This window comes from Streptomyces sp. Y1, from assembly GCF_041053115.1.
Lineage (GTDB): Bacteria > Actinomycetota > Actinomycetes > Streptomycetales > Streptomycetaceae > Kitasatospora > Kitasatospora rubellomurina.
On record NZ_CP163445.1, the window covers coordinates 4,074,174 to 4,097,977 of the forward strand.

Below are 23,804 nucleotides of genomic sequence, written 5' to 3' on the forward strand. Positions count from 1 at the left end.
GGTCAGCGGGCGCCGGGGCGGCCGTTGGTGCCGCGGTGCGCCGGCTCCCCGGAGGGCTTGCCGTGCTGTCCGTCACCGGCGCCGTTGCCGGTGGTGCCGTTCTTGTCCACGGTGTCCTTGCTGGGCACCGGGGTGCCGCTGCCGGGGACGAGGGACGTGGCGGGCTTGCGGGTGGTGTCGCTCGGACCCACCGGGACGGGGGTGGCGACGCCCTGCGGGACGACCTTCTTGTCCGCGGGGGCCGGAGCCGGGACGGACTTGGCCGCGACGCTCGGCGCGACGGCGGCCGGGGCGGCCGGAGCCGCGCCCGAGGGGAGCTGCAGGGTGACGCTGCTCTGCAGGGCGCCCGGGGACACCCAGCCGGAGAGCGTACCGGCGTAGGCGGAACCGAAGGCGGTCGACCCGATGACCAGCTGCTGAGCAGTTCCGGTCGGCATGGTGGCCTGGACCTGAACGCCCGCCGGCGCCTTGACCGTGACGGTGTTCCCGACCCGGTAGGCGGTGACCTGGCCGGCGGCGACGGCGTTGCTCCAGGCCGCGCGCTTCTGGAACTCCTGGCCGATCTCCCGCTCGCTGAGGTTCACGATCGGGGCGTTGTCGGCGTGCAGCGAGCGGTAGGTGCCGAGGATCTTCTCCAGCACCGGGTACGCGATCCGGTCCTCGGAGAGGTTCGACTGGTGGATGAAGTGCGGCCGCGGGTCGTTGCTCAGCACGTGGCCGAGGTCGATCCGGGCCTCCAGCGGCACGATGTACGACTGGTAGCCGGTGGCGGTGTCCAGCGGCTTGGACAGGCAGGTGGAGTTGGGGTTGTTCTCGCAGACGCCGCTGCCGCCGTTGGCCTTGCTGGTGTAGATCCAGTTGTACTCGTCGGTCTCCTCGACGGCCGAGCCGGCGTTGTAGAAGACGTTCATCGGGTACCGCGGCACGGTCAGCGTGGACGAGCCCACGGGCCGCTGGGCGGCCTCGCGGGAGGCGTCGCTGCCGGTGAACCGGATGCCGTTGGCGGCCAGCGCCGGCGCCAGGTTCGGGTTGTCGCTGGTCTCCTGCGGGGCGGTCAGCAGGCCGGAGTGCTCACCGGTGACGAGCACCTGCGGGTCGACGTTCAGGCCGTTCTTGGTGGCCCAGTCGAAGTTGTTCTTGATCTGGCCGTAGATCGTGTTGTAGTCGACCCAGACGGTGTTGCCGGTGGCGTCCTTGGTGCAGCGCCACGGCACCACGGTGACGTCCTGGACGCAGCCCAGGTACGGGTGGCTGTAGGTGTGGTTGACCCAGCGGTAGCTGCTCTGGTCGGCGATCATCTGGCTGGCGGTCGGGTCCACCGTGGTCTGGTGGTCGGCCTTCCAGTCCTCGCTGCCGTTGCCGTTGAACAGCATGTCGAGGGTGAAGTTGTTGGTGGCTTCCCACTGCTTGGCGTACTGTGCGTCGGCCTGGGTCATCCGGATCGGGTTGCCGGTGTCCGGGGTGCCGGGCGGGCAGGTGACGTCGCCGGGGGTGCACTTGAGCGTCGTCGACCAGCGGTCGTCGGCCAGGAACACGTCGTCGATGTGGGTGGCGAAGTAGTTCCGGTCGTAGCCGAGGTGGACGCCCTGGGTGATCCAGTCGACCATGCCGCGGGCCAGCAGCCGGTACTGCTGCTGGTACTGGTTGTAGACGAACGTGACGACCAGTTCCTTGCGGCCGTCGTGGGCGTATTCGCCGACGAGGGAACCGCGGGTGGTCGCGTTGGGTATCGCGGCGTCGACCAGCGGCGTGAACGAGGCTCCGGCCGGGAGGTTGGCGAGCGGGGTCGCCAGGTAACCGTAACTCTCGCTGACGTTGGGGTCGTTGTCCTCGAACGGGACGCTGCCCTTGAGGTACCCGAACGGGCCCGAAGTTCCGGCGGCCGTGGTGGCCGCCTGGAATCCGTCGAGGGTGCCGACGTATCCCGGATTCGACGCGTAGTTCAGCCCGACCGCCGGGTTGGCCCACGTGTAGGCGTCGATCTGGCGGACGTTGAAAGCCGCTTCGTAGCTCGCGATCGCGGCCATCTCGGCGGTGTTGCTGAACGGGTTTTCGTTGGGCATGACGATGCCCTGGAACTTCCCGCGCGGCTGGCCGTTCACCGTGTCGCTCAGGAAAGCGGCGGTGATGGTGGGCCGGCTCGTGTCACTCAGACGCACGACCTGGTACGGGGTGCCCTGGCTCTTCAGCTCGGCGGTGATCGCCGCGACCGACGGCCCGCCGTCGTCGATGACCAGGATGGTGAGGTCGATCCTGGGCGGCGTGGTGTCGCCGAAAGCCAGGGTGGTCTGGAGGCCGCTGGCCAGCAGAACTGCCGCCGCGCAAGCGGCGACTCTTCGGGTCGCTCGACCCATGGTGATCCTCCCCTTGAGGCAGGCGCCGGGTGGTCCTCGCTCGCCTGCCCTGTAGCTGTTCGCGGGCAGCAGGCTGCCCGGCGCCCATCCTGGTCGAGGCGTGGCCGTGCGAGGGACCAATTGGGCGAGAGTGCAGCGAACCTGTTACCAACGTTCATGGCGAAGCCATGAAGGCGCTGATTGTGACCGGAACGGGACCGGTGATGCAAATAATGAATTGAAAATGAAAAACCGGAAGCCGAGTGCTACAGCTGGTTACCGACCGTAGATCGACGTGCCGTTCCCGGGGGTGTCGGAACCGAAGTCGTCGCGCGTCACACTCTCGCACAACTCTCCGCCCCAATGGGCAGGTTCATGCAATATCTGACACCTTGTGTCACGACGCAGTCCGAATATGCAATGCGGGCGCGGGTTCGTCCACCGCCCCGGCCGCGGACGGAATGCGGGCCGTCCGGAATGCGGCGCGCCGGGGCCCGGGAGCCCCGGCGGCTCAGCCCTCGTGGATCAGGCCCTCGCGCAGCTGCGCCAGGGTGCGGGTGAGCAGTCGCGAGACGTGCATCTGGGAGATCCCGATCTCCTCGCCGATCTGCGACTGGGTCAGGTTGCCGAAGAAGCGCAGCATGATGATCCGGCGCTCGCGCGGCGGCAGCTTGGCCAGCAGGGGCTTCAGCGACTCGCGGTACTCGACGCCCTCCAGCGCGAGGTCCTCGTAGCCGAGCCGCTCGGCGAGCGGGCCGTCGCCCTCCTCCTCGCCGGGGCTGGAGTCGAGCGAGCTGGCGGTGTAGGCGTTGCCCACCGCGAGGCCCTCGACCACGTCCTCCTCGCTGACCCCCAGGCAGGCGGCCAGCTCGGCCACGGTGGGGGAGCGGTCCAGCCGCTGGGACAACTCGTCGCCGGCCTTGGTGAGCGCCAGCCGCAGCTCCTGCAGCCGGCGCGGCACCCGCACCGACCAGCTGGTGTCCCGGAAGAAGCGCTTGATCTCGCCGACCACGGTGGGCATCGCGAAGGTGGGGAACTCCACCCCGCGCTCCGGATCGAACCGGTCGATCGCCTTGATCAGCCCGATGGTGCCGACCTGGACGATGTCCTCCATCGGCTCGTTGCGGCTGCGGAAGCGCGCCGAGGCGTACCGGACCAGCGGCAGGTTGAGCTCGATCAGGGTGTCGCGGACGTAGGCGTGCTCGGGGCTGCCGGGCTCCAGCGCGGCCAGCCGCAGGAACAGCGCGCGGGAGAGCGTCCGGGTGTCCAGCCCGGCGCCGGGCGGGGCCTCGTCCGGCGTGGCCCGCTGGTGCGGGACGGCGCCCTCGGCGACGGCCGCGGCCTCGGCCTGACCAGCGTGGATCTCCGCAGTGCCGAGCTCTCCGGACATGCGCCCACCCCCTCGTGACTGACGGTTGAACGGGGGCCGACGCAGGGAGGTTCCCGGCGGGGGCCCAACCCCCTCCATACCGGCACACCGGCCACGGCAAACCCGAACGTCGCGAAAAGTCACACCGGGGTGACGCGCTGCGATGTCACTCTTCCCAGGAGTTGCCGGTCCGAAGCCTCGTCAGGATCCGCGACAGCAGTCGCGAGACGTGCATCTGGGACATCCCCAGCTCGGTGCTGATCTGCGACTGGGTGAGGTTGGCGAAGAACCGCAGCATCACGATCCGTCGCTCCCGCTCGGGGAGCTGGACCAGCAGGTGGCGGACCATGTCGCGGTGCTCGACCTCGGCCAGCGCGGAGTCCTCGTAGCCCAGCCGGTCGAGCAGGGCGAGCCCGCCCTCGTGCTCCTGCGCCGCCTCCAGCGAGGCCGCGTTGTAGGCCCGCCCGGCGTCCAGGCAGGCCCGGACGTCCTCCTCGGGGATCCGCAGGCTGGCGGCGATCTCGGGCACCTTGGGCGCCCGCCCGTGCAGCACCGTCAGCTCCTCCATCGCGCCGCTGACCTGGACCCACAGCTCCTGGAGACGGCGCGGGACGTGCATGGTGCGGACGTTGTCCCGGAAGTAGCGCTTGATCTCGCCGAGGATGGTCGGCAGCGCGTAGGTGGGGAACTGCACGCCGCGGGTGGGGTCGAAGCGGTCGATCGCGTTGATCAGGCCGATGGTGCCGACCTGGACGACGTCCTCCATCGGCTCGCTGCGGCTGCGGAAGCGGGTGGCGGCGTAGCGCACCAGCGGGATGTTCACCTCGATCAGCGCGGCCCGGACCCGCTCCCGCTCGGGGGCGTCCGGGGGCAGCTCGGCGAGCCGCTCGAACAGCACCCGGGTCAGCGTCCGGACGTCCACGGCGGGTCGCCCGCCGGGGCCGCGCAGCCCGTCCGGGCGGAGTTCGCCGGCCGGGCTGATGATCTCTGCCAGCACATCGTCCACGGACACGTCACCCCTCCCAAAGTCGTCTACGGCGGGCCCTGCGGAGCGGGTGTCGCGGCGGGTTCCTCACCTCGCCATGTCCGGCAAAACCGGTCATAGCATCACAAGGTGGGCGTAGTTCGGGCAAGTACCCGGCGGAGGTGTGTTGGTGGGGTGTGCGACCTGCGCCGGGCCCCGCGGCGAGGCGCCGCAAGGATCGTTCCCGGACAGAGCAGGACGCCCCGCCCGGAGGCCGGGCGGGGCGGCGCGGGCCGTCCGGGGGACGGGCCGCGGGGGCGGGGCCCGTCGCCGGGCCCTGTCGCGGTGCCGGGATCAGACCTCGATGTCCGCGATCACCCAGGTGGCGAACTCGCGCCACAGGCCCGCCGCGGCCTGGTGCGCCGGGTGGGTCAGGTACGCCTGCAGGGCCTCGCGGTCCTCGACCAGGCTGTTGATCGCGTAGTCGTACGCGATGTCGCGCTCGGTGGTGTTCCAGGCGCACTCCCACTCGCGCAGCTCGGGGATCAGCGAGCCGAGCTCGGCGAAGGCCTTGGCGCCGGCGAGCGCGCGGTCGTCGTCCTTGGTGACGCCTTCGTTGAGCTTGAACAGGACCAGGTGGCGGATCACGATGCCGCTCCTCGCGGACGGGGACAGGAAGTGCCGCCCACGGTAGCCGGTGCGTCCGCGCCGCTCGCGGGCCGTCCGCCCCCGGGCCCGGCCGGGCCTACTTGATCAGCCCGGTCATGAAGGTGCCGACCGCCTTGGCGGCGTTCGAGATGCCCTCGAAGCCCAGCTGGACGAGCTCGGCGGACCGCGCCGGCGAGGTGATGATCGAGTAGAGGACGAAGACGAGCAGGAGCACGATGCCGATCTTCTTCGCCTGCGCCATCGGTGACCTTCCTCCCTGCTGTGGGCCGCCGTCATCGGCTCCCCGGGCGACCCTCAGGGGCAGCTTATCCACCGGACGGGCTATCAAGTGTGCGACGCGTTCGCCCGGCGGGACGAAGGTCCCCGCGAGTGGGGCCTTTCTCCGGGTGCCCGGCGGCGGCCCGGGCGGCAGGATGGACGACGTACCGAGGATCTGGCAGGAATCCCCGGTGCGTGGACCGGAGTTCCCCGCTGTGGGACCGGGCGCCGCGACTCTCCCCCGACGCGGACCCGGTGGTGGGAACTCCGCAGGGGGAGCGGTCAGTCCCCCCGAGCCGCTCCCCCCTCAGGCTCCGCACGGACCGGGCACCGGTGGTCATCGGCCCGGGGTGCGGAGCCCTTTTTCGCGTGTGAGGGTGCGCGGAAACGCCGAGGGCCCGTCCGGATCGGACGGGCCCTCGGGCTTTCGAGCGGTAGCGGTGGGATTCGAACCCACGGTGGAGTTGCCCCCACACACGCTTTCGAGGTCTGTGCGGCCGCGTCCGGTGGGGTTCACCGGGGTTCCGGCCCCTGGTCGGAGGCGGGTCGTTGGGGTGCAGTGAACCCCAGCGAACGGGGGTGAATGAGACCAGAACTGAGACCAGCGACCCGGTCGCTACCTGGGCGTTTGCGCCTTTGCCTCCGGCGCGTCGATTGTGGGCTCGGCAGTCAACGCATCCATGATCGCTTCCGTGCTCCAGGCGCCGGCCACGCCGGGGCGGGCGCTCAGGTACGCGGCCGTCTCCTCCGCGGACCAGCCGTGTGCCTCGTGCAGCCCGGACGCGAAGTTGCGAAGGTAGGCGGCAGACGGGCGGCTGACCTTGGCGTCCACACGTCGCCATGGGGCGGTGAACGTCAGCACGGGGTAGCCGTCGATCTGCCCGGGACACACCAGCGTCTCGTATCGGCCGGGACCGAGCCGGAAGCGCCCGAACTCCAGGGCCAGCGTGAGGTCGAGGTCTCGTCCGGGTGGCTCGTGCATCTCCTGTGCCGCGATGTCGGAGAACTGCTCGGGGGTGATCAGGTAGGCCCGCGCCGGCATCTCCCCGTCGTCCGTCTGGTCGTAGAAGCCCATGCCGCCCGTCCAGACCTTCGACTCCAGGGAGAAGTAGAGCTGTCCGGGCAGCAGCACGGGCAGCGCTGCACGGGGCGGCCGCCGGTCGCGGCACCCGGGGTAGGCGCGTGCGCCGCCCGGCGGACAGCCGCCTGCGATGTAGTACATCAGCCGGTCGAGGTGCATGTTCGAGCCGTAGGCGGCGTACCAGACCAGCTCTGGACTCGACTCGTGGCCGGTCAGGGGTTCCGGACGTCGTGCAGCGCTCAGAGGTGTCATGTCAGTCCGTCGAGACGTCGTAGCGAATGACGTGCCTGTCGCCGGGGAGCGTCGTGATCATCACCCGGAGGGGCTTCCCGTCCTTGTCGTAGCCGGTTCGCCGGTGGACCGCGACTGGAGTGGCCGCGGGAAGAACAAGCCGCTCGCTCTCCTCCCGGGTGGGCATCCGGACCGTGATCTCATCGCTGTACCGCACCTGGATCAGGCCGGCGCTGGCGAGGACACCGCCGGGGGCCGACACGTCCTCGGGGAGCATCAGTGGCGTGTTCCGGACCAGCTCTTCCGGGAAGTACGAGTCGGCGAGGGCGTACGGTTCGTGATCCACGTAGCGGATTCGCTCGCGGACGACCGTCAGCGCCGTTGCCGGGTCGAGCTGCAGCTGTAGCGCCACCTCCTCCGGGGGGCGCCTGATGGACACCCGGATCTCCTGACGCGGCTCGTGGCCATGGGCAGCTATCTGGCTGGCCCACTGGTCACCGGCGGTGTGATTCGCCTCATGGACCGACCGGGACTCCATGGTCGTCCAGTTCCACACGGCCGGCGCGTAGCGCTCCCGCACGAAGCTGCCGCGCCCCTGCGCGGACACCAGCAGTCCCTCCTCGGTCAGACGGCCGAGCGCGAGTCGCACCGTGTTCCGGCTGACGTTGTAGGCCGTGGTCAGTTCCTCCTCGGACGGAAGTTTCTGGCCGGGCGCCAACTGGCCCTTCTCGATCTGAAGTCGCAGGTCATCGGCGATGGCGTGGTAGCGCGGGATCGGTTTGGCCATGTCGGATCTCCCTGACTTGGATGCCTTATTCCAACAAGGTACCCGGAAGTGCTTGACGAAGCGAGCATCCGTGCCCCAAGCTCATGCCATCAGCTTGTTGGAACAAGGTATCCAACAAGACCAGGTGAGATTGCATGCCTGGTGGGGCCTTCTTTGGGCTGCTCTGAGCTGCACAAACGCACCCGTGAATGGCCGGCGACCGCCGCGCTCAGGGTGAAGGGGCCCGGGATAGATCGGGCCGAGGTACCCGGCGCCTGGGCAGTCCGGAGGGCAAGACCGAAAGGTCCGCCGTCCGCGCCTGAACGGGAGCGCGCTCCCCAAGAGGACGGCATCACGGGCCCTGCTCCGCTCCGGCGGGGTGGGGCCCGAGCTGTGAACGAGTGACTTTGGCCCGGCCCTTCCGCTCGCGGTTGGGCCGTGGCCATGGCTACTCGTGCACCACGAGTGGCTGGGCCCGAAATGAGTCGGGCCGCCGCGCTCCGGCCAAGGAACGCGCGGCGGCCCTCGGGCTCACTCACCAACGATGAAGAGGTGAACCCGTGAGGTTGATTGTTGCAGGTCAACGGGTCGTTTCGGCCCTGGAGTTCGCTGAGCTGGCGCTCGGCATCGACAGCGCGCCGTTCGACGCGCTGTTCGGTGGTGTGGTCGGCGAGAGCGTGACCGAGTACGCCGCCCGCACCGACGTGGCCCGTGAGGTGCTGGCGGAGCTGTGGGAGGCGGACCCGGAGTCGGCGGCGGTCGCGGCCGAGCTGCTGCGGTGCGCCCCCGTCCCGCTGCACCGCCAGCGCGCCGCCGGCCGCCGGCCGCGTTCGGGGGTGGCGGCGTGAACGGGCCCAGCTTCCGCACGGAGCGGCGCACGGACTGGCACTTCGATGCCTGGTCCGGGATGACCACCCGCAACCCCAAGCCGGAGCTGCCGCCGGGGACCTCCGTCACCGGGGCCCTGGACCTGCCGGTGGGCGAGCTGCGGCGGGCCCTGGCGACGCACGAAGCCGGCCACGTCGCGGCCATGCTCTACTTCGGGGCCCCGTTCGAGCGCGTCTACATCCGCGACGACCTCGGCGTGGCGCCCGACCACCCCGGTAGCGGCGGTGCGGTCGTCTTCGGGACCACCTGGTCGGCCCCGCTCCGCGACGGCCTCATCATGCTGGCCGCCGGCGAACGGGCGCAGGACCGGTGGCTGCGCGAGAACGGCCGATGGAACGCCCAGCGCGGATGGGTGACCGAACTCGCCGCCATCGGCGACCGCCGCGACATCTACGAGGCCGTGCAGGACGCCTTCGACGAGGACGTCACCTTCGCTGCCGGGGACGACCCGTGCCGGGACCTGGCCGCGCTGCACGACCACACGGACACCTTGCTCTTCATGCTCTGGGAGCAGGTCGGCCGGATCGCCGACGCGCTCGCCCGGCACGGGGCGCTGACCCGGGCGCAGGCCTCCCACGTGGCCGGCTTCGGTGCGAAGGGCGGCGGCCGGTGAGCGGGCTGAGTGAGTTCCGGGCGGAGCGGCGGGCCGACCAGCAGGCAGCACGGGCGGAGAACCGGGCGGACCTGCGGGAGGAACGCGCGCAGGCCCGCCTCGACGCCGAAGCCGACCGGCAGCGGCGCGAGGCCGACCGCCGGGCGGCCGAAGAGGCCCGAGACCGGCGCCGGGCGGCGCGGTCCGCGCGGCTGGGCAGGGTGTCCGGCTGGGTGACGGCGAATCCGGCGCGGGCGTTCGTGCGCTTCGTGCAGGCCTGCTCGATCGTGCCGGCCGTGGTCTCCCAGGTCGCGGCCCTCGACCACGCGAAGGTGTACCTGCTGCTGGCGGTGTTGCTGGCCGCGATGTTGGAGGGCGGCGCGTGGGCGCTGGTCGCCATGGGCGCGCAGGCCGAGGGCGAGCGCTCCACCCACACCTACCGGCTCGGCGCGTGGGCGGCCGGCCTGGTCGCCGGCGGGATCAACTTCGCGCACGGCTGGCAGCAGTACCCGCAGCACCGGTGGGTGGCGTTCGTGCTGGCTCTGTCCAGCATCGGCGCGGTCTGGCTGACCGACCTGCAGACCCACGGCGGCCGCGGGCCGACCACCGCCGAGAAGAAGCAGGCCAAGGAGCAGGCCGAGCATGCCCGCCGCCGGGCCGAGCACCACCCGGACGTGCGGGCCGTCGCGGACCGGTTGCTGTCCGCGGCCCCGTTCGGCGCGCTCAGCGCCGATGAGGCGTGGCGGATCGCGTGGGAGTACGTCCACGGCGTCACCGTCCCGGGGCTGACCGCCGAGCTGCTGGCCCGCCGGCTCAACGCCCGCGCGCGGGTGGCGGAGCTGAGCGCGCTCCCGGCGCCGGCCGACATGTGGCCGGGAATGCCCGACGACCCGTTCCCCACGCTCACTCTCCCGCTGCCCTCCGGGCCCTCGGACGGCGTCTACCTCGACGCCGTTCCCGAGGGTCTGCGGAACGCTTCCCCGATCACGACGGAAGCGCTCGAAGCCCTTTACGGAACCGGGTCGGACGTGTCCGCACCGAATGCCGAAGAGCCCGTGGACGGGCCCTCGGCGGGCGCGGGCGGGAACGCTTCCGGCGCGGCCGGGGAGCGCTCCCTCGACCCGGCCGATCTCGCCCGGGTGCGCGTGTACGCCGCCGATCTCGCCACCGCCGGCAAGGAGCTGTCGACCCGCGCGGTCCGCTCGCTGCTCGGCTGCCGCAACGACTACGCCGTCCGCCTGCGCGCCGCCGTCCTGGCCGAGCGCGACAACTCCGGCAAGGAGAACCCCCAGTGACCACCACCATTGAGACCGCCACCACGGCCGGCGCCCAGATCAACGCCGCCGGCGCCCTGCTGGCCATCCTCACCACCCACGCCGACCTGCCCAACCCGCAGATCGACCTGCGGGAGGTTCGCGTGTCGGCCGGCGTCTGGCCGATGGGTCTGCGCATCGCCCTGCACAACGACATCAGCGCGTTCGAGCAGTGGCGCACCGCCCTCGACCTGGACCCCGACACCGTCGACCACAAGCACAGCCTCGGCGGCACCCTGGCCTGGCTCATCGTCACCGGCACCACCCACAGCGTCCCGGTCGAGTTGGTCGGCTACTACGACCTGCCCGAACCCGCCACCACCTGGGGCTAGCCGTGTCCCGGCCCCGGTTCTGGGACCCGGAGGGCCGCCGGTTCGGGGGCATCCCCACCTACCCGTGGAGGATGGCCCCGGCCGGTCTGCTCACCCGCAGCCAGCTCCGTGCCCGCGGCCTGCGCCCCGGCGGGCAGGACGTCGCCGCCCAGCTCATGTGGCGCTCCCGCCGCTCCACCTCGGGCGTGCGGGTCGCCTACCTCTACCGCCTCACCCTCGCCAAGCCCGTCCGCCCCATGACCGCGGGGCGACGCCGGGCGCTGGCCGCGGCGAACACGGCCCGCCGCACCTGCCCCGACTGCGGCAGGGACGCCGGCTACGTCTTGCCCGCGCACCTGGGCACCTGTCTGCCCTGCGCGGACGGCCTGTCGATCGCGGCCTAGTCAAACCCAACTCCACTGCTGCACAACCGAGTTCGTTCCTTGGGAGGAACGCCATGTCCCAGCAGAACCGCGAGATCATCACCATCCCCGCCAGCCTGCGCGACTGGTCCGTGTCCTGGCCGGAGTACGCGCCTCAGGACGTGACGCCGGCGGAGCTGCTGCCGCAGGCTCTCGCGTCCGACGTGCCGAGCTGGGCGGAGGGCGCGGCCACCCCGACCGCCGTGACCGACTGGGACCAGCGCCGCGCCAACGCGCTCGTCCCCTACGACCTGGACGGCCGCGGCTGGCCGCTCAACCCCGCCGGCCGCACCGGCGCGTGCGGCCGCAACCTGGGCAAGTGGGGTGAGAACCAGGCGGCCGACCCGATCGTGATCGCGGGCACCGGCCAGGCCCGGCGGATCCTGCTGATCACCCGGGACGACATCCATCGGGAGGCGATCCCCGGCGGCATGGTCGACGCGGGCGAGACGGCCCCGCAGGCGCTCACGCGTGAGCTGCTGGAGGAGACCGGCGTGGACCTGCGCCACCACCAGCCGGTCATCCTGGGCCGGGACCTGGTCGATGACTGGCGCAACTCGGACCACGCCTGGGTGGCGTCCACCTCCGCCTTGTACGTCCTGCCCGCCACCGTCACCGCGACGGCCGCCGACGACGCCCTCGACGCCACCTGGTACCCGGCCTGCTCCATGAACGCCCTGGAGACCGCCGTGGTCGCCGCCGGGCGCACCCTGTACGCCGCCCACCGCCCGCTGATCACCCGGGCCCTCGCCTACCTCGACCAGCAGTAACCCACCGCCAACACCAGACGACCATCAAACAGCTGACGGAGACACCATGAGCGACATCGAGTACATCGCCGAGGTCCACATCCTCACCGCCGCCGGCGAGTGGCTGACCTACTACGGAAACACCGGTACGACCCCCGAGGAAGCGCTCCGGTCCGCCAAGGCCGAAGCCCGGGGCGAGAACCCCAACGGGCGGATCATGGGCCACCGGGTCCGCGGCTGGAAGAAGTAGCGAGCCCCCCGGGACGGCCGTGCTTGCTTGCCGGCGCGTCCGGCCGTCCCGGGGCCCCTTTCGCACCACCAACGGCAGTGAGGAAGGAACCCCAGTGAACCAGGTAAACAGCCCCGGCCCCATGCCCGCGGCGGGGGTGGTGGTGGATCTGGCCAAGGCCCGCGCCGCCCGCACCCCCGCCCCCGTGCCCGCGGATGTCGCCCCGGCGCCGTCCGACCCGATTGAGGGCGTCGTCATCCCCAGCTCGCCCACCGGGCCGGCGGCTCGTGTTCCGGCGTGGGTGCGCCGGGGCCGGTCGGTGCGGGTGGTGCTCACCCACGACCGCACGCGCACCGCCGCCCGGCTGGTCGTGCGCCACGGCGCCTACGTCGTCGCTGGTGCCGGTATCGCGGCCCGGCGGGCGTGGGAGGGGCGCACGCTGTCCCGCTACGAGCGGATGATGCGCACCGCCGAGGCCGCCGGGCAGCACGAAGTGGCCATGGAGTGGGAGGTGCGCGCCGCAGCCTTCCGCGCGGCCCGTCACCAGCGGCGCATGGACCTGCTGAAGGCCCCTCAGCAGCTTGCCAAGTCGGCGGCGTTCGCCCTCGGCACCGCGCAGGGCGCGCTGCTGGTGCTCGGCATCATCCTGGCGATCGCCGAGAAGGACATCTCCCGCATCGTCGCGCCGACGATGACCACGATCGACCTGATCCGCTGGGCGGCGGTGTTCATCGGCATCGTCTGGGGGCCGTTGACCGTGGTCGGCCCGTGGCTGGGCCTGCTGTCCCTGTGGGCGATCGGCCGCCACCGTCAGGCCGCCCCCGCGTGGACCCTGCCGGCCGCCGCGACGGCCACGGTCGGCGCGCCGATCACCCCCTCGGTCGTGGTCACCTCGCTGCGGGACCTGGGCATCGCCCCGCTCCGGGGCGCCATCAAGGAGATGGGCGACGCCGGGGCGGGGATGCTCGGCCCGATCCGCATCGCCGGATGCGGGGTCGAAGTGGATGTCACCCTGCCCTCCGGCGTGTCGACGGAGGAGGTCCAGAAGCGTCGCCGCAAGCTCGCCGAAAACCTCAGCAGGCACGAGCACGAGGTGTTCATCACGATCCCGCAGGCCGCCCGCACGGTGCGGCTGTGGATCGCCGACTCCGGCGCGCTGGACGAGCCGATCGGCCCGTCCCCGCTGGTCACCGACCCCGACACCAGCGCCGACCTCTACAACGGCCGCGCCCCCTGGGGCCAGGACCTGCGCGGTGACGCCGCCGCCCTGTCGCTGCTGCAGCGCCACCTGCTGATCACCGGCCTGTCCAACCAGGGCAAGACCGCCTCGCTGCGGGCGCTCGCCCTGTGGCTGGCCCAGGACACGAGCGTGGAGTTCCGCATCGCCGACCTCAAGGGCGTGGGCGACTGGCGCATGTTCGACGGCCTCGCCACCGTGCTCATCCAGGGGCCGACCGACCAGCACGTCATCGACGCGACCGAGATGCTGGAAGCCGGCGTCGCCGAGATGGAACGGCGTATCGAGCTGCTGGAGCAGTCCGGCGCCACGGACGGCGTCACCCGCGAGATGGCGCGCACCGACCCCCGGTTCCACCCGATCGTGCTGCTGGTCGACGAAGCGCAGGTCGCGTTCATGTGCCCCGCCAAGGGCGACGACGGCCGCCCGTTCGGCGGGACCAAGGCCACCAGCCGCTACTTCATGGCCGCCCGCAAGCTCCACAACCAGGGCCGCGCCGTGAACGTGACGCTGTGGCAGGGCACCCAGGACCCGACCAACGAGAACCTGCCCAAGCTGGTCCGCGAGGGCGCCCACGTTCGCGCCTCGCTGGTCCTCGGCACGGAGGAGCAGGCCCGCATGGCGCTGGGCGACAAGGCCGTCGACGGCGGCGCCGCCCCGCACAAGCTCCGCCAGGGCCTGGACAAGGGCACCGTGGTCGTCGCCGGCGACGGCGTCAAACTCGCCCCCGGCCAGTCGTCCATCACGATCCGCACGCACTTCATCTCCGGCGAGCAGGCCGGCGAGATCGCCGACCGTGCGAAGGCCCGCCGCACCGGGGTCACCACCCGCTCCGCCATCGAACGCGCCGAGGACGTCTACCCGCTCGCCGACATCGCCGCCGTCCTCGGCGACGAGAAGCGGATGCGCACCCAGGAAGTCCTCTCCGCCCTCGCCGCCCTCGACCCGGGCCGGTACCGGGAGTGGACCTTCGGCGACCTCAAGGCCGTGCTGGACGCGGTCGGCGCCGCCCCCTACAAGTCGGACGGGCAGATGGTCGTCTCCCGGGCCAAGGTCGAATCCGCCCTTCAGCTCCGCGCCGAAGACGCCGGAGCGTAACCAGCGGACTAGAGGGAGCCCGCAGGGAGCCAGGGAGTTCTCCCTGACCGCCTCCCTGAGCCTCCGCAACGCCCTGATCAGCCCTGATAGAAGCGCCAGGGAGGCAGGGAGGCGCCCCCCGACACCCCCCAGGAAGGCCCCCGGGCGGCATCCCCGGCCCGGGGGCTCCTCCCTCCCTGCCCACCCGCCATCACTCTCCGCATCCACCCCCCAAGGAAGGAGGGACCCCGCCGTGACCGTCCCCGCCGCGATCCGGCCGCTCGCCGCCGTCCACCTGCGCGAGGCCATGGACGCCGCCGCCGACCACCGGCCCGCCGCCGCCCTCGCCGCGCTCATGCACATCGACCCGCAGTCCTGGACCGCCATCACCCAGCGCGCCGACCTGCTCGGCGCCGACCTGATCGACCTGCTCGCCCACGCCGCCCGCACCGGAGGAACCCCGTGAGCACCACCACCAGCGCGATCACCGCCGCCGTCCTCTTCGGCCCCGGCGCCCTGCTCGGCGCCGCCACCCTCATCACCCAGCGCGGCGCCCGCACCGACTCCGCCGCCGTCCACCAGGTGCTCGCCGAGTCCGCCGCCGAACGCGCCGCCCGCGCCACCACGCCGGACACCGCCCCGCCGGACGGCGGCGAGGGCGCCCCCGCCCCGGCCACCGAGCAGCCCGCCCCGCTCGCCACCGTCCTCGCCTTCCCCGAGGGGCGGGTGCGGCGTGCGGCCTGACCTCTCCGTGCGAAACGACGGCGGGCTGAGGATCGCCTCGCTGTGCTCCGGCTACGGCGGCCTGGAGATGGCCGTCCTCGGCGCCCTCGACGGCCAGGTCGTCGTCGGCGCCGAGGCCGACCCCCACGCCTCCGCCGTCTTCACCCACCACCACCCCGGCGTGCCGAACCTCGGCGACATCACCGCCGCCGACTGGCTGCAGGTCCGTGACCGGCACCGGCCGGACGTCGTGATCGCCGGGTTCCCCTGCAAGGACATCTCCAACGCCGGCCCCAGGGAGGGAATCCGTGGCAAGCGCTCCGGGATCTGGACGAACGTCGCTGAGGCTGTTCGCGTCCTTCGACCGCGTCTCGTCTTCCTGGAGAACGTGGCGGCGCTCTGCTCGCGCGGGCTGGACGTCGTCGCCGCGGACCTGGCCCAGGTCGGGTATGACGCGCGGTGGACATGCGTACGCGCTGGTGACCCCGAAGTCGGCGCCCCGCACCAGCGCGACCGCTGGTTCGCCGTCGCCCATCCCGCTGATGCCCACCCCGACGAGTTCGGACGGAACTGGCGGACCGGGGATCTCACCGAAACGCAGGGGGGGCATGAACCTGCGCACGCTGGTGACCAGGCTCCCGCACCCCGAATCCTGAACCTCCTGCCGACGCCGGCCGCCCGGGATTGGAAGTCCGGTGCCTCCAACTTGTTCGGCCGCAACTCCCGGCCGTTGAACGAGTTCGCCGTCAACGTCCTCGCCCCGCTCGACGGCCGGTGGGTCACCCGCGACGGCATCGACTACGGGCCCGCGATCCGCCGATGGGAGGCCGTCCTCGGCCGCCAGGCCCCGCCCCCCACCATGCTCGGCCCCCGAGGCGGCGTGCGCCTGTCGCCCCGGTTCACCGAGTGGATGCAGGGCCTGCCAGACGGGCACGTCACCGGCCTCGGCCTCGGCCCCAAGCACGAGCTGACGATCCTCGGCAACGGCGTCATCCCCCGTCAGGCCCGATACGCCTACGGCCACCTTCTCGGCGCCCACCACGCCGCCCCCGCCACCACTCCACTCGCCGCCTGACCGAAAGGCAAGCCCATGTACGACGACGACCCCGACTTCGACGACTACGACGACTACGACTACGACGTGTACGGCACCGACAGCCCCGGCGACTGGCAGCCCGGCGAGTGCGACCACTGCACCGGCGGCGAGCCCGTCGAGACCCCGCTCGGGCCCATCTACTGCGCCTGCCAGATCGGCCAGGGCGCCGCCCCCGAACACTGCGCCTGCGGCCCCGACGACGACTGACCGGCCTGTGCCGACCGCCGTGCCGACCGCCCCTCGCCCCACGGCGTGGTGCGGGCGGTGCGGGGGACGGACAGTCCGCCCCACCGAAGCCCTGGAGGGCCACGTGGCCAAGCACACCTACCTCGACCCGCGCCAGATGGGCGCCGACAACCTGACCGACGCCGCCCGCCTCTTCCTGCTCGGCGTGCGCATCGTCCGCGCCGAGAACCGCGGCAAGTCCACCGCGCGCCTGGAGAAGAAGGCCGACCGCATCCAGGACGAGGCCTTCGCCCGCTGGGACGCCAAGTACGGCGCCCCCGAGGAGGACTGATCTCCCCGGAGCGGCCGGTGAATCCCGCCAAGGCTTCCGGCCGCTCCGGTCCCCTGCTCAACCCGAGAAGAGGAGACCACCCAGCATGACCCTTCGCACCACCAACCGCCACCACCGGCCCAAGCCCGCGTGGACGGCCGCCCGCGCGCTCGCGCTCGCCGCCGCCGAGCGCGGTCTGTCCGTCTTCCCCCTGTCCCCGAGCAAGCTCCCGGCCGTCGCCTCCGCCCACCGCGACCAGCCGAACTTGCGCTGCACCGGCCAGTGCGGCGCCCTCGGACACGGCGTCCACGACGCCACCACCAACCCCGCCCGCATCCGCGCCCTGTTCGCCGCCGCCCCCTGGGCCACCGGGTACGGCATCGCCTGCGGCCGCGCCCCGCACCACCTCATCGGCGTCGACCTGGACGTGAAAAACGGCCTGGACGGCATCGCCGCCCTCGCCGCCCTCGCCGAGAACCGCGGCTTCACCGTGCCGGACACGGTCACCGTGGCGACCCCGACCGGCGGCCGGCACCTGTGGTTGACCGCCCCCGCGAGCGCGCGGGTGCCGAACTCGGCGAGCAAGCACGCGCCCGGCGTGGACGTGCGCGGCTCCGGCGGGTACCTGGTCGGCCCCGGCTCCCTCGGCACCCGCGGCTACTACCGCTACGCCGCCGACACCGACCCCTCCCACATCGCCCCCGCCCCCACCGCCCTCCTCGCCGTCCTGACGCCCCCTCCGGCGCCGCCCGCACGCCGAGTGTCCACGCAGAGCCGAACGGGCGCCAACGGGGCCCTGGACGGCCTTGCGCGGTTCGTTTCGGACGCCGGGCCCGGTGAGACGAACAACCGACTGTTCTGGGCGGCCTGCCGGGCGTTCGAGAACCCGCGCATCGACCCGCTGCGGGCCGAACGCGTGCTGCTGGACGCGGCCGTGGCCAAGGGACACCCGGAGCGGGAAGCCGCTGGCACCATCGCCTCCGCCCGCCGCCGGTCGGGGGCCAGCCGGTGAGCGCCAAGGACAAGGATGGCAAGGGGCCCTCGCAGGCATCGCTGCTGGTCGAACTCGCCCGCTCCCGCTACGAGCTGGTCATGTCCGAGGACGGCCGCCCCTACGGCGTGCAGATCGGCGGCCCCGCCGTCGTCATGCCCCTGCGAGGCAAGGCCGGCCTGCGCTCCCGCCTGTCCCTGGAGTTCACCGACGCCAACGCCGGACAGGTACCCTCCCAGTCCGCACTCGCCGACGCGATGACCGTGCTCGAAGGCCTCGCGGGCAAGGTCGACCCGGTGCCCGTGCACCTGCGAGTGGCGGGAGGCCCCGGGCGGATCGTTCTCGACCTCGGTACGGCGGACGGCCGCTGTGTGCTGGTCACCCCGGATGGCTGGACCGTGGAAGCCCGCTCGCCGGTGCTGTTCCGCCGCTCCGGCACCATGGCCCCGATGCCCGAACCGGTGCGCGGTAAGGACGGGTTGGCCGAGCTGCGCGGCCTGCTGAACATGGACGACTCCGGGTTCCACCGGCTGGTCGCGTGGCTGGTCGCCGCGTGGATCCCGCACATCCCCCACCCGGTGCTGACGTTCAAGGGCGAGCAGGGCACCGGCAAGTCCAAGGCCGCACAGACCGTCATCAACCTGGTCGACCCCTCGCCCGCGACCAAGCGGAGTCAGCCGAGGGACGTGAAGGCGTGGGCCACGCAGGCGTTCAACTCCTGGGCCCTGTGCCTCGACAACGTCTCCGCGATCCAGCCATGGCTGTCCGACACGCTGTGCAAGGCCGTCACCGGGGACGGGATCATCGACCGCGCCCTCTACACCGACGACGACGTCGTCGTGCTGAGCTTCCGGCGGGTGCTGGCGATGACCACCATCGACGCCGGCGCGCTCGCCGGAGACCTCGCCGAGCGCATGTTCCTGCTCGACCTGCAGCTCATCAGCGAGGAACAGCGCCGCACTGAGGAGGAGCTGGACGCCACGTTCGGCGAGGCGCGGCCCGCCATCATCGGCTCGCTGCTCGACCTGCTGGTGAAGGTCCTCAAGGTGCTGCCCACGGTCAAGCTGGAACGCAAGCCCCGCATGGCCGACTTCGCCCGCGTACTGGCCGCCGTCGACCAGATCCAGGGCTGGACCACCCTCAAGGACTACACGTCCACCTCGGAGAACACCTACGCCGACGCCCTCGAAGGCGACCCCTTCGGCAGCGCCGTCGCCGAGTTCGCCGACCAGCAGGCATCGTGGTCCGGCACCGCCGGGCGCCTGCTCGAACTGTTGCCCCCGCCGGACGGCTTCCACCCGAAGTGGCCCAAGGACGCCACCCGCGTCTCCGGACAGCTCAAGCGCCTCGCCCCGATCCTGCGCTCGGTCGGCATCTCCTACGACGACAGCAAGCGGTCCAACGACCGCAAGCGCACCCGGCTGATCACCCTGACCAGAGATCCCGGGATTTCAGCGTCCGCACCGTCCGCAGCGTCCGCAACCCGCTTTGAGCAGGGAGAACTTGCGGACGCTGACCCCAACCCCAGCGTCCGCACAGCGTCCGGCCAGCGTCCGCAACCGCCCCGTGCGGACGCTGCGGACGCTCATGCGGACGCTGAGAACACCGCAGCGTCCGCAACCCGCACCCCGGCTGACCAGCGCCGCAACCCCAGTGCGGACGCTACGGACACTGCGGACGCTGTTTTGCAGGCAATCTCCGGCCAGCGCCCCCCGTGCACCACCTGCGGGCACCCCCTCGACCCCGTCCTCACGACCATCGGCGCCACCAAACACCCCACCTGCTGAACCCGGGAGGAGACCGGCGTGACCACGCTCGCAACCACCGCCGTTGAGTTCGACCTCACCTTGGTCGCCCTCACGGTTGAGGAGGCCGCCCGCCGCCTCAGCATCGGCCGCACCACCATGTACGCCCTCATCCGCGACGGCGAGATCGAGACCATCCCGATCGGGCGCGCCCGACGCGTGCCGGCGGAGGCCGTCGCGAACTACGTCCGCGCCCGCATGCAGAAGAACCCCACCCCCATCGCAGCCTGAGGAGGCAGCACCCTTGGCGACCCGTCAGCCGAACGGAGCATCCAGCATCTACCAGGACAAGGAGGGTAAGTGGCACGGCCGCGTGACGGTTGGCGTAAAAGACGACGGCACGCCGGACCGGCGGCACGTCCGCGGGAAGACCCGGGCGGAGGTGACCAAGAAGGTCCGGGAGCTGGAGAAGAAGCGGGACGACGGCAACGTCCCGAAGGCCGGGAAGAAGTGGACCGTGGCGACGTGGCTCACCCATTGGGTGGAGAACATCGCCGCGCTGCACGTCCGGCCGAACACCCTCTCCGGGTACCGGGTGGCGGTGAACGTCCACCTGATCCCCGGGGTGGGTGCCCACCGGCTGGAGAAGCTGGAGCCGGAGCACCTGGAACGGCTCTACAAGAAGATGCAGGACAACGGCAGCAAGCCGGCCACCGCGCACCAGGCGCACCGCACCATCCGGACGGCGCTCAACCAGGCGATCCGACGCGGGCACCTCACCCGCAACGTCGCTTCGCTGGCCGTCGCGCCCAAGGTGGAGGAAGAGGAGGTTGAGCCGTACGAGGTCGAGGAGGTGCAGGCGCTCCTCCTGGAGGCGGGCAAGAACCGGAACAGCGGCCGGTGGGCCATCGCGCTGGCGCTTGGCCTGCGACAGGGCGAAGCGCTCGGACTCCAGTGGCGGGACGTCGACCTGGAGGCGGGCACCCTGCGCGTCCGGCAGGCCCGGCAGCGGCCGAAGTACGCGCACGGCTGCTCGGAGCCGTGCGGGCGAAAGCACGCCGGCCGGTGCCCGGAGAGGGTCCGGACGAACGCGGACGCCGCACTCACGAAGTCCCGGGCGGGTAAGCGGCTGATCGGTCTTCCGGATCAGCTGGTCAAGCTGCTGAAGCTCCACAAGGAGGAGCAGGACCGGGAGCGGCTGGCCGCCCGTCAGGAGTGGGTGGAGGGCGGATGGGTCTTCGCGTCGGAGACCGGACACCCGCTCATCCCCCGAACGGACTGGGACCGGTGGAAGGAACTGCTCGCCGCCGCCGGCATCCGGGACGGGCGCCTGCATGACGCTCGTCACACCGCCGGGACGATCCTGCTCCTGCTCGGCGTGCCGGAGCGGGTCGTGATGCAGATCATGGGGTGGTCCAGCACCGCCATGACGCACCGGTACCAGCACGTGACGGCCCGGATCAGGCGGGACGTGGCGATGCAGATCGGCGGCCTCATCTGGGAGGTGGCCAAGGACTCCGGCGACAGCGAGCAGGGCGGGCCGGACGGCTCGGAGAAGGCGGCCTAACAGGGGAACTGAGACCAAAACTGAGACCGGCACGACGAAGGGCCCCGACCGTTCCCGGTCGGGGCCCTTCGTTTTTCCTGCTCATGGCGGTAGCGGTGGGATTCGAACCCACGGTGGAGTTGCCCCCACACACGCTTTCGAGGCGTGCTCCTTTGGCCGCTCGGACACGCTACCGAGGGGAACTCTACCGGACGGGTGGCGCGGTCACGAAATCCGTATCCGGAGCCGGCCCGCGGCCGGGGTCAGCGGTGGGTGTCGAAGAAGGCGCGCAGCTGCTCGCCGCACTCCTCGGCGAGGACGCCCCAGACCACTTCGGGGCGGTGGTTGAGCCGGCGGTCGCGCATCACGTCGAAGAGCGAGCCGGCCGCGCCGGCCTTCTCGTCGACGGCGCCGTAGACCACCCGGTCGATCCGGGAGAGCACGATGGCGCCGGCGCACATCGTGCACGGCTCCAGCGTGACGACCAGGGTGCAGCCGGAGAGCCGCCATTCCCCGAGCTTCGCCGCGGCCTGCCGGATGGCGACCACCTCGGCGTGCGCGGTCGGGTCGCCGACCGCCTCGCGCTCGTTGTGGCCGCGCCCGACGACCTCGCCGTCCGGGCCCAGGACGAGCGCCCCGACCGGGACGTCACCGGTGGCCGGCGCCAGGGCGGCCTCGGCGATGGCGAGGCGCATCGGCGCCGCCCAGCGGTCACGGACCGGGTCGGGGCGGACGGGAGCGGGCAGGGGGGCGATGCGGAGTGCGGTCTGCGCGGCGGATGCGGGCTGCATGGCATCCAGTGTCGGGCATCCGGCCCGGGTGCCGGTGCGGGGCACCGGCCGTTACCGGACCGCCTCCAGCACCTCGCCGCAGCCCAGGGCCTCGGCGATCTCCTCCAGGGCGTCGCCCGGCACCGCGCCCTCGCCGCTGAGGCCGAGCAGGTCCTCGGAGGCCAGGCCGAACTCGGTGAGCAGGTGGGAGTCGCCGAGCGGGCCGACCGGGACGCTGCCCCGGCCGTCCTCGTCCTCGTCGTCCTGGGCCTGGGTGTCCTCGCTCTCGTCCAGCAGGTGGTCGAGGTCGCCGAACTCGCTCTCGCCGGCCTGGTCGACCAGTTCGTCGGTGAGGACGGAGCCGTAGGAGCTGCGGGCGGCGGCGGCGCCGTCCGACACGAAGATCCGCGGGTCCTCCTCGCCGTCCACCCGGACGATGGCGAACCAGGCGTCCTCCTGTTCGATGAAGATCAGGACGCTGTCGTCGTCCTGGGCACTGTCGCGGGCCAGGTCGGCCAGGTCGGCCAGGGTTTCGACGTCGTCGAGCTCGGCCTCGCTCACATCCCACCCGTCCTCGGTGCGAGCAAGCACTGCAGCGAAGTACGCCACCAGGGACACTCCCAAGATCATCGGTCTCGGCTGTCGGCGCGTACGGGCGACGCGGAATCCTGGCCGCCCCCGCGCCAGAGGCGGTCCGCTTGTTCGGACCGTCCCATCGGAATCGTGACAGAAAGCCCGCCCTTGCGGGGGGTGTTCGGCAGCGCGTCTTCGCAGGTCGTGTCGGAAGGCCCGACCGGCGGGCGACGGCGTGCCACCGGTGCGGTGCGGAGCGTGTCGGAGCGCGCCCGGGCGTCCCGGAGGGCCCGGTCAGATCCGGAACGTTCGCATCCGCATCGCTTCGCGCATCCGCCGCTCCTTGGTCCGCCGGGGCTGGACCCGCTCGCGCAGTTCGCGCGCCTCCGCGAGCTCGCGCAGGAAGACGGCCCGCCGCTTGCGGCGCTCCGCCTCGGTCTCCGGAGGGTCCTGCGACGGGCCGGAGCGCCGGCCCGCCCCGATGACGGGCTCGTCCGCCGAGCCGTCCCCGGGTTTCGGGTTGCTCGTCATGCGTCGAGACATTCCCAGTTCGGCCCGGTTGATACCACGGGATCCGTTTCCGACCGGACATTCGCCGCGTGTCACGGCGTGTCACCGCGAGGTGACCCGTCCCGGTCAGCGGCCCTGGCACGGCGTGTCGTACGCGCGTCCGGGAGCGGGCTAACCTCGATGCATGCGTCTCCACGTCGTCGACCACCCCCTGGTGGCCCACAAGCTCTCCACCCTGCGCGACGAGCGCACCGACTCGCCGACCTTCCGTCGCCTGACCGACGAGCTGGTGACCCTCCTCGCCTACGAGGCCACCCGGGACGTCCGCACCGACGAGGTGGAGATCACCACGCCCGTGGCGGTCACCCTCGGCACCCGGCTCAGCTACCCGCGCCCGCTGGTCGTGCCGATCCTGCGGGCCGGCCTCGGCATGCTGGACGGGATGACCCGGCTGCTGCCCACCGCCGAGGTCGGTTTCCTCGGCATGGTGCGCAACGAGGAGACCCTGGAGGCCTCCACCTACGCCACCCGGATGCCGGACGACCTCTCCGGCCGCCAGGTCTACGTGCTCGACCCGATGCTGGCCACCGGCGGCACGCTGGTCGCCGCGATCAAGATGCTGATCGAGCGCGGCGCCACCGACGTCACCGCCGTGGTGCTGCTGGCCGCGCCGGAGGGCGTCGAGGTGATGCAGCGGGAGCTGGCCGGGCTGCCGGTCACCGTGGTCACCGCCGCGCTGGACGAGCGGCTGAACGAGAACGGCTACATCGTCCCCGGCCTCGGCGACGCGGGCGACCGCCTGTACGGCACCGCGGGCTGACCCCCACCCCGAACGGACGAGAGCCCCCCGACCGGAGTCGGGGGG

At 72.0% G+C, this 23,804-nt stretch carries 28 protein-coding genes and 2 tRNA genes; 18 read left to right on the top strand and 12 right to left on the bottom strand.

What is annotated here, in order from left to right; all coding sequences use genetic code 11:
• Positions 1–2 precede the first annotated feature (2 nt).
• The 8 genes from AB2U05_RS17290 to AB2U05_RS17325 all read right to left on the bottom strand — a co-directional run bounded on the left by AB2U05_RS17290 (position 3) and on the right by AB2U05_RS17325 (position 7,692).
• The gene (locus AB2U05_RS17290; RefSeq protein ID WP_063773525.1) at positions 3–2,354 is read right to left on the bottom strand and encodes a hypothetical protein; all 2,352 of its coding nucleotides are present in this window, start codon (positions 2,352–2,354) and stop codon (positions 3–5) included.
• Between the two features lie 490 nt (positions 2,355–2,844).
• A complete protein-coding gene (locus AB2U05_RS17295) occupies positions 2,845–3,723 on the bottom strand; it encodes an RNA polymerase sigma factor SigF (protein ID WP_045698551.1) in 879 nt (292 codons plus the stop codon).
• 145 nt (positions 3,724–3,868) lie between these two features.
• Positions 3,869–4,651 carry an RNA polymerase sigma factor SigF gene (locus AB2U05_RS17300; protein WP_244178852.1) on the bottom strand — a complete coding sequence of 261 codons (783 nt, stop codon included), beginning with the start codon at positions 4,649–4,651 and terminating at the stop codon, positions 3,869–3,871.
• A gap of 369 nt (positions 4,652–5,020) precedes the next feature.
• Positions 5,021–5,314 (bottom strand): Dabb family protein, encoded by a 294-nt coding sequence (locus tag AB2U05_RS17305; protein ID WP_369183648.1) that lies wholly within the window; start codon positions 5,312–5,314, stop codon positions 5,021–5,023.
• Positions 5,315–5,411: 97 nt separating this feature from the next.
• Positions 5,412–5,576: a hypothetical protein gene (locus tag AB2U05_RS17310; RefSeq protein ID WP_167352939.1), complete on the bottom strand. Its 165-nt coding sequence runs from the start codon at positions 5,574–5,576 to the stop codon at positions 5,412–5,414.
• A 449-nt stretch (positions 5,577–6,025) separates the two neighbouring features.
• A tRNA-Ser gene (locus tag AB2U05_RS17315) sits at positions 6,026–6,111 on the bottom strand.
• 98 nt (positions 6,112–6,209) lie between these two features.
• Positions 6,210–6,833 carry a histone deacetylase gene (locus AB2U05_RS17320; RefSeq protein WP_369183649.1) on the bottom strand — a complete coding sequence of 208 codons (624 nt, stop codon included), beginning with the start codon at positions 6,831–6,833 and terminating at the stop codon, positions 6,210–6,212.
• 94 nt (positions 6,834–6,927) lie between these two features.
• Positions 6,928–7,692: a GntR family transcriptional regulator gene (locus AB2U05_RS17325; RefSeq protein ID WP_369183650.1), complete on the bottom strand. Its 765-nt coding sequence runs from the start codon at positions 7,690–7,692 to the stop codon at positions 6,928–6,930.
• 539 nt (positions 7,693–8,231) lie between these two features.
• On the opposite strand from AB2U05_RS17325, the gene AB2U05_RS17330 reads away from it, so the two are divergent.
• The 17 genes from AB2U05_RS17330 (at position 8,232) to AB2U05_RS17410 (ending at position 21,107) form a co-directional block, all read left to right on the top strand.
• Positions 8,232–8,519 (top strand): hypothetical protein, encoded by a 288-nt coding sequence (locus AB2U05_RS17330; RefSeq protein WP_369183651.1) that lies wholly within the window; start codon positions 8,232–8,234, stop codon positions 8,517–8,519.
• Positions 8,516–9,172, top strand: a complete 657-nt coding sequence (locus AB2U05_RS17335) for a hypothetical protein (protein ID WP_369183652.1) — start codon at positions 8,516–8,518, stop codon at positions 9,170–9,172. Before AB2U05_RS17330 ends, AB2U05_RS17335 begins: the two co-directional genes overlap by 4 nt.
• Entirely contained in the window at positions 9,169–10,446 is a 1,278-nt protein-coding gene (locus tag AB2U05_RS17340; RefSeq protein WP_369183653.1) for a hypothetical protein, read from the top strand. The genes AB2U05_RS17335 and AB2U05_RS17340 overlap by 4 nt, the downstream gene beginning before the upstream one ends.
• A complete protein-coding gene (locus AB2U05_RS17345) occupies positions 10,443–10,796 on the top strand; it encodes a hypothetical protein (protein WP_369183654.1) in 354 nt (117 codons plus the stop codon). Before AB2U05_RS17340 ends, AB2U05_RS17345 begins: the two co-directional genes overlap by 4 nt.
• A 2-nt stretch (positions 10,797–10,798) precedes the next feature.
• Positions 10,799–11,179 carry an RRQRL motif-containing zinc-binding protein gene (locus tag AB2U05_RS17350; protein WP_369183655.1) on the top strand — a complete coding sequence of 127 codons (381 nt, stop codon included), beginning with the start codon at positions 10,799–10,801 and terminating at the stop codon, positions 11,177–11,179.
• 53 nt (positions 11,180–11,232) lie between these two features.
• Positions 11,233–11,967, top strand: a complete 735-nt coding sequence (locus AB2U05_RS17355; RefSeq protein ID WP_369183656.1) for an NUDIX domain-containing protein — start codon at positions 11,233–11,235, stop codon at positions 11,965–11,967.
• A 46-nt stretch (positions 11,968–12,013) separates the two neighbouring features.
• On the top strand, positions 12,014–12,196 hold the full coding sequence (locus tag AB2U05_RS17360; RefSeq protein ID WP_369183657.1) for a hypothetical protein: 183 nt from the start codon (positions 12,014–12,016) through the stop codon (positions 12,194–12,196).
• Positions 12,197–12,290: 94 nt separating this feature from the next.
• On the top strand, positions 12,291–14,510 hold the full coding sequence (locus AB2U05_RS17365; RefSeq protein WP_369183658.1) for an FtsK/SpoIIIE domain-containing protein: 2,220 nt from the start codon (positions 12,291–12,293) through the stop codon (positions 14,508–14,510).
• A 232-nt stretch (positions 14,511–14,742) separates the two neighbouring features.
• The gene (locus AB2U05_RS17370; protein WP_369183659.1) at positions 14,743–14,955 is read left to right on the top strand and encodes a hypothetical protein; all 213 of its coding nucleotides are present in this window, start codon (positions 14,743–14,745) and stop codon (positions 14,953–14,955) included.
• Positions 14,952–15,233, top strand: coding sequence for a hypothetical protein (locus tag AB2U05_RS17375; protein ID WP_369183660.1), 282 nt, complete (start codon positions 14,952–14,954; stop codon positions 15,231–15,233). The genes AB2U05_RS17370 and AB2U05_RS17375 overlap by 4 nt, the downstream gene beginning before the upstream one ends.
• Before the next feature lie 7 nt (positions 15,234–15,240).
• Entirely contained in the window at positions 15,241–16,287 is a 1,047-nt protein-coding gene (locus AB2U05_RS17380; protein WP_369183661.1) for a DNA cytosine methyltransferase, read from the top strand.
• A gap of 15 nt (positions 16,288–16,302) precedes the next feature.
• Positions 16,303–16,515 carry a hypothetical protein gene (locus tag AB2U05_RS17385; RefSeq protein WP_369183662.1) on the top strand — a complete coding sequence of 71 codons (213 nt, stop codon included), beginning with the start codon at positions 16,303–16,305 and terminating at the stop codon, positions 16,513–16,515.
• Between the two features lie 103 nt (positions 16,516–16,618).
• Complete coding sequence (locus AB2U05_RS17390) at positions 16,619–16,825, top strand: hypothetical protein (protein ID WP_369183663.1); 207 nt, start codon at positions 16,619–16,621, stop codon at positions 16,823–16,825.
• A gap of 85 nt (positions 16,826–16,910) precedes the next feature.
• Positions 16,911–17,816: a bifunctional DNA primase/polymerase gene (locus AB2U05_RS17395; protein ID WP_369183664.1), complete on the top strand. Its 906-nt coding sequence runs from the start codon at positions 16,911–16,913 to the stop codon at positions 17,814–17,816.
• Positions 17,813–19,582, top strand: coding sequence for an ATP-binding protein (locus AB2U05_RS17400; RefSeq protein WP_369183665.1), 1,770 nt, complete (start codon positions 17,813–17,815; stop codon positions 19,580–19,582). Before AB2U05_RS17395 ends, AB2U05_RS17400 begins: the two co-directional genes overlap by 4 nt.
• Positions 19,583–19,600: 18 nt before the next feature.
• Positions 19,601–19,831 carry a helix-turn-helix domain-containing protein gene (locus tag AB2U05_RS17405; RefSeq protein ID WP_369183666.1) on the top strand — a complete coding sequence of 77 codons (231 nt, stop codon included), beginning with the start codon at positions 19,601–19,603 and terminating at the stop codon, positions 19,829–19,831.
• A gap of 13 nt (positions 19,832–19,844) precedes the next feature.
• Positions 19,845–21,107, top strand: coding sequence for a tyrosine-type recombinase/integrase (locus AB2U05_RS17410; RefSeq protein WP_369183667.1), 1,263 nt, complete (start codon positions 19,845–19,847; stop codon positions 21,105–21,107).
• Between the two features lie 84 nt (positions 21,108–21,191).
• Here AB2U05_RS17410 and AB2U05_RS17415 read toward each other — a convergent pair.
• From AB2U05_RS17415 to AB2U05_RS17430, 4 genes are all read right to left on the bottom strand, one after another.
• A tRNA-Ser gene (locus AB2U05_RS17415) sits at positions 21,192–21,281 on the bottom strand.
• A gap of 68 nt (positions 21,282–21,349) precedes the next feature.
• Entirely contained in the window at positions 21,350–21,877 is a 528-nt protein-coding gene (tadA, locus tag AB2U05_RS17420; RefSeq protein WP_052706456.1) for a tRNA adenosine(34) deaminase TadA, read from the bottom strand.
• A gap of 51 nt (positions 21,878–21,928) precedes the next feature.
• Complete coding sequence (locus tag AB2U05_RS17425; protein ID WP_045698547.1) at positions 21,929–22,486, bottom strand: tRNA adenosine deaminase-associated protein; 558 nt, start codon at positions 22,484–22,486, stop codon at positions 21,929–21,931.
• A gap of 237 nt (positions 22,487–22,723) precedes the next feature.
• The gene (locus AB2U05_RS17430; protein ID WP_244178849.1) at positions 22,724–22,960 is read right to left on the bottom strand and encodes a hypothetical protein; all 237 of its coding nucleotides are present in this window, start codon (positions 22,958–22,960) and stop codon (positions 22,724–22,726) included.
• A 163-nt stretch (positions 22,961–23,123) separates the two neighbouring features.
• Here AB2U05_RS17430 and upp point away from each other — a divergent pair, with 163 nt between their 5' ends.
• Complete coding sequence (gene upp / locus AB2U05_RS17435; protein ID WP_045698544.1) at positions 23,124–23,759, top strand: uracil phosphoribosyltransferase; 636 nt, start codon at positions 23,124–23,126, stop codon at positions 23,757–23,759.
• Positions 23,760–23,804: the final 45 nt, after the last annotated feature.

Excerpts from the sequence above, each read along its gene's own strand:
- AB2U05_RS17290 (WP_063773525.1), bottom strand. The coding sequence starts at position 2,354 with ATGGGTCGAGCGACCCGAAGAGTCGCCGCTTGCGCGGCGGCAGTTCTG.
- AB2U05_RS17295 (WP_045698551.1), bottom strand. The coding sequence starts at position 3,723 with ATGTCCGGAGAGCTCGGCACTGCGGAGATCCACGCTGGTCAGGCCGAG.
- AB2U05_RS17310 (WP_167352939.1), bottom strand. The coding sequence starts at position 5,576 with ATGGCGCAGGCGAAGAAGATCGGCATCGTGCTCCTGCTCGTCTTCGTC.
- AB2U05_RS17320 (WP_369183649.1), bottom strand. The coding sequence starts at position 6,833 with ATGCACCTCGACCGGCTGATGTACTACATCGCAGGCGGCTGTCCGCCG.
- AB2U05_RS17325 (WP_369183650.1), bottom strand. The coding sequence starts at position 7,692 with ATGGCCAAACCGATCCCGCGCTACCACGCCATCGCCGATGACCTGCGA.
- AB2U05_RS17355 (WP_369183656.1), top strand. The coding sequence starts at position 11,233 with ATGTCCCAGCAGAACCGCGAGATCATCACCATCCCCGCCAGCCTGCGC.
- AB2U05_RS17360 (WP_369183657.1), top strand. The coding sequence starts at position 12,014 with ATGAGCGACATCGAGTACATCGCCGAGGTCCACATCCTCACCGCCGCC.
- AB2U05_RS17385 (WP_369183662.1), top strand. The coding sequence starts at position 16,303 with ATGTACGACGACGACCCCGACTTCGACGACTACGACGACTACGACTAC.
- AB2U05_RS17395 (WP_369183664.1), top strand. The coding sequence starts at position 16,911 with ATGACCCTTCGCACCACCAACCGCCACCACCGGCCCAAGCCCGCGTGG.
- tadA (WP_052706456.1), bottom strand. The coding sequence starts at position 21,877 with ATGCAGCCCGCATCCGCCGCGCAGACCGCACTCCGCATCGCCCCCCTG.
- AB2U05_RS17425 (WP_045698547.1), bottom strand. The coding sequence starts at position 22,486 with ATGATCTTGGGAGTGTCCCTGGTGGCGTACTTCGCTGCAGTGCTTGCT.
- AB2U05_RS17430 (WP_244178849.1), bottom strand. The coding sequence starts at position 22,960 with ATGACGAGCAACCCGAAACCCGGGGACGGCTCGGCGGACGAGCCCGTC.
- upp (WP_045698544.1), top strand. The coding sequence starts at position 23,124 with ATGCGTCTCCACGTCGTCGACCACCCCCTGGTGGCCCACAAGCTCTCC.